The sequence below is a fragment of the Micromonospora sp. NPDC048843 genome, from assembly GCF_040649965.1.
In the GTDB taxonomy this organism is placed as follows: Bacteria; Actinomycetota; Actinomycetes; order Mycobacteriales; family Micromonosporaceae; genus Micromonospora; species Micromonospora hortensis.
Window position 1 is genome coordinate 1 of the sequence record NZ_JBEZGJ010000333.1, and the last position, 3,401, is coordinate 3,401.

The 3,401-nt window shown below is 71.4% G+C and carries 3 protein-coding genes and 1 pseudogene; 1 reads left to right on the forward strand and 3 read right to left on the reverse strand.

The window, feature by feature from the left end; genetic code table 11:
- Positions 1-72 precede the first annotated feature (72 nt).
- From AB0C20_RS35665 to AB0C20_RS35675, 3 genes are all read right to left on the reverse strand, one after another.
- Entirely contained in the window at positions 73-1,107 is a 1,035-nt protein-coding gene (locus AB0C20_RS35665; RefSeq protein ID WP_357569669.1) for a GntG family PLP-dependent aldolase, read from the reverse strand.
- Positions 1,108-1,201: 94 nt separating this feature from the next.
- Positions 1,202-2,608, reverse strand: coding sequence for a class II 3-deoxy-7-phosphoheptulonate synthase (locus AB0C20_RS35670; RefSeq protein WP_357180801.1), 1,407 nt, complete (start codon positions 2,606-2,608; stop codon positions 1,202-1,204).
- Positions 2,609-2,695: 87 nt separating this feature from the next.
- Positions 2,696-3,202: a nuclear transport factor 2 family protein gene (locus tag AB0C20_RS35675; protein ID WP_357180804.1), complete on the reverse strand. Its 507-nt coding sequence runs from the start codon at positions 3,200-3,202 to the stop codon at positions 2,696-2,698.
- On the opposite strand from AB0C20_RS35675, the pseudogene AB0C20_RS35680 reads away from it, so the two are divergent.
- Positions 3,201-3,401: pseudogene (locus tag AB0C20_RS35680) on the forward strand (alpha/beta hydrolase); the annotation flags it as partial. The gene AB0C20_RS35675 and the pseudogene AB0C20_RS35680 sit on opposite strands and share 2 nt — an antisense overlap.

A 3,401-nucleotide genomic window follows, 5' to 3' on the forward strand; every position in this document is an offset into this window, starting at 1 on the left:
ATCAAGAGGTTTGCGTCACCCGGGGACCGGGACCTGACGCGAACCTCTTGATCACCGAGGCGAACAGGGGTTTTAGGCTGCGGCGAGGATGCGGGGTAGGGCTGCCACCGCGCGGTCGACGTCCGCGTCGCTGAGGCCCAGGTGGGTGACCAGGCGGGCGGTACGGGGGCCGAGCACCGAGATCAGTACGCCCTCGGCCCGCGCCGCGGCGGCCAGCGCCCGCGCGTCCAGTGTGTGCTTGGTGAGGTCCAGCGCGACAAGGTTGGTGCGGACCGTGGTGGCCAACACACCGAACGGCGCGACCGCCTCGGCGAGCCGGGCCGCCTTCGCGTGGTCGTCGGCCAACCTGTCGATGTGGTGCGCGAGCGCGTACCGGCCGGCGGCGGCGAGAATGCCGGCCTGGCGCATGCCCCCGCCCATCCGCTTGCGGATCAGCCGGGCACGTTCGATCTTCTCCGCGCTGCCGATCACCAGCGAACCGACCGGCGCGCCGAGGCCCTTGGAGAGGCATACCGACAGCGTGTCGAAGAGCCGGCCGTACTCGATCAGCGGCACCTGGTCGGCGACGTGCGCGTGCCAGATCCGGGCGCCGTCACAGTGCAGTGCGACCCCCGCCTCGTCAGCGACCCCGCGCAGATCCCGCAGGGTCGCCAGCGGAATCACCCCGCCGCCGCCGCGATTGTGGGTCTGCTCGACGGCGACCGCGCGGGTGGGGACGGCGAAGTAACCGTCCGGCCGGATCATCCCGGCCACCATCTCCGGGTCGATGTCCGCGCCCACGGCGGGCCAGGTCCGCGAGGAGATCCCGCCGTACGCGGCCGCGGCGCCGATCTCGTACGTGACCACGTGCGCGTCGGCGTCGCAGAGCAACTCGTCGCCGGGCGACACCAGCAGTTGCAGGGCGATCTGGTTCGCCATCGACCCACTCGGGGCGAACAGCGCCGCCTCGTGCCCGAACAACGCGGCGACCTCGGCCTCCAGCGCGTTGACGCTCGGGTCCTCGCCGTAGACGTCGTCACCGACCTCGGCGGTGGCAATCGCCTCCCGCATCCCGGCGGTGGGTCGGGTCACCGTGTCGGACCGCAGGTCCACGAACAGATCAGGCACTGTCATCCTTTCAACTGCCGACTGCGGGCTCGCAAGCTCACTCCCCGCGTCAGCCATGGTCATCCTCTGACTTGCCGGCTGCGGGCTGGCAAGCTCAGCCCCGCAGCATCTCCGCTACGAGGAAGGCCAACTCCAACGACTGCTGGGTGTTCAGACGCGGGTCGCAGGCGGTCTCGTACCGGTCGGGCAGGTCGAGATCCTCGATCCCCTGGGCGCCGCCGAGGCACTCGGTGACGTCCTCGCCGGTCAACTCGACGTGCAGCCCGCCGGGGTGGGTGTCCAGCCCCCGGTGCACCTCGAAGTAGCCGAGCACCTCGTCGACGATGCGGTCGAAGTGCCGGGTCTTGTAGCCGTTTGACGACTCGTGCGTGTTGCCGTGCATCGGGTCGCACTGCCAGACCACCTTGGCCCCGGCGGCGGTGACCTTGGCGACGATCGGCGGCAGCGCGTCGCGTACCCGGTGGTTGCCCATTCGGCTGATCAGGGTGAGCCGGCCGGGGATGTTGTCCGGGTTGAGCTTCTCGCACAACTCGATCGCCTCGTCCGGGGAGGTCGTCGGGCCGAGCTTGACCCCGATCGGGTTGGCGATTCGGGAGATGAAGTCGATGTGCGCCCCGCTGATCTGCCGGGTGCGCTCGCCGATCCACAGGAAGTGCCCGGAGAGCCCGTACGCCCGACGGTCGGAGACCCGTGTGAGCGCCCGGTCGTACTCCAGGGCCAGGGCCTCGTGGGAGCAGTAGAGCGTGACGGTGCGCAGCGCCTCGTCGTCGGTCATGCCGCAGGCCCGGATGAAGGCCAGCGCCCGGTCGATCTCCCGGGCGATCGCCTCGTAACGCTCCCCCGCCGGGGAGTTCTTCACGAAGCCCTTGTTCCAGTCGTGCACGGCGTGCAGGTCGGCGAGCCCGCCGGCGAGGTACGCCCGGAGCATGTTCATCGCCGCCGCCGAGTTCGCGTACGCGCGGATCATGCGCTGCGGGTCGGCGACCCGGGCGGCCGGGTCGGCCTCCAGTGAGTTGATCATGTCGCCGCGGTACGCGGGCAGGCCGCGGGCGTCGGTCGGCAGCGAGCGGGGCTTCGTGTACTGCCCGGCGACCCGGGCGACCTTGACCACCGGCAGCGACGCGCCGTAGGTGAGCACGATCGCCATCTGGAGCAGGGTGCGGGCGTTGGCCAACAGGTGGCTCTCGGTGTTGTCCACGAACGTCTCGGCGCAGTCACCACCCTGCAGCAGGAACGCCTTGCCCTCGCAGACCAGGGCGAGCTTCTGCCGGAGCTGGTCCACCTCGTAGGGCGCGACGACCGACGGCACTGTGTCGAGGACCTTGCAGACCGCGGCCACGGCAGCCGGGTCGGACCACGGCGGGATCTGCTCGCGGGGCAGCTCCCGCCATCGGTCCAGACCGAGCGCGGCGTCCTCGGCGGAGTCGATGGTCGGTCGGCTGGTCTGCAGGCCCGGGCTGCCCACCGCGGGATGGCTCAGCTGATGCCACTCATGGCGCATGACAGAAAGCGTACGGCGACGGTCGGGGTGGCCGGGCGGCGAGGGGGACGGTTCCGGCAGATGGGAGATCAATCCGCCGGGCGCTGGTCAGGACGCGGGGGTAGGGGCGACGCCGCTCGGCGTCGGGGCGGCCGGTCCACCCGGCGCTTCGGCGGCGATGCACCAGTCGCTTCCGTCCCGGGTGACGGTGAAGACCAGTGGCCGGACGACGGTGCGCTTGCCGACCGCGACCGAGACCGAGACGCGGACCTCCTGCCCGAGCGGACCGGACCGGATGTCCGTGATGGCCGCCTCCGGCACCTGGAAGTGGTCGGCGAAGTCGCCGTTGGGGCCGGTGGCGCCCAGGTCGAAGCCGTCGTGCAGCAGAGCGCAGAGCTGGCTGCGGCCGGCGGCGACGTCCTTGGCCGCCATCGCGTCGAGGTACGCCTGCACGCGCTCACGGGAGCGGGTGGCGGCCTCCTCGGCGGGGGCTCGGGCCGGCTTGGCGGCGGACTTCTCCTCGTCCTTGTCGCCGATCCCGCAGCCGACCAGGGCAACTGGCAGCAGCATCAGCCCGGCGGCGGTCGCCGCCAGCCTGCGGTGCGTCGGGCGCATGATCACCTCCGTCGGCGGTGAGATCGAGACGTGCCGAGCCGCGAGTCTGCCACATCCGGCTGACCGAGCCCAATGGCGGCGGCCCGGTCGACGCTGGGCGTCGGCCCAACTGGCGCAGGTCCTCCTGCGCGGAAGCCTGGCGAACTGGCGCAAGTACCTCGACCTGGCCTACCCCACCAAGCCCGCCGACTGGCACAGC

Excerpts from the sequence above, each read along its gene's own strand:
- AB0C20_RS35670 (WP_357180801.1), bottom strand. The coding sequence starts at position 2,608 with ATGCGCCATGAGTGGCATCAGCTGAGCCATCCCGCGGTGGGCAGCCCG.
- AB0C20_RS35675 (WP_357180804.1), bottom strand. The coding sequence starts at position 3,202 with ATGCGCCCGACGCACCGCAGGCTGGCGGCGACCGCCGCCGGGCTGATG.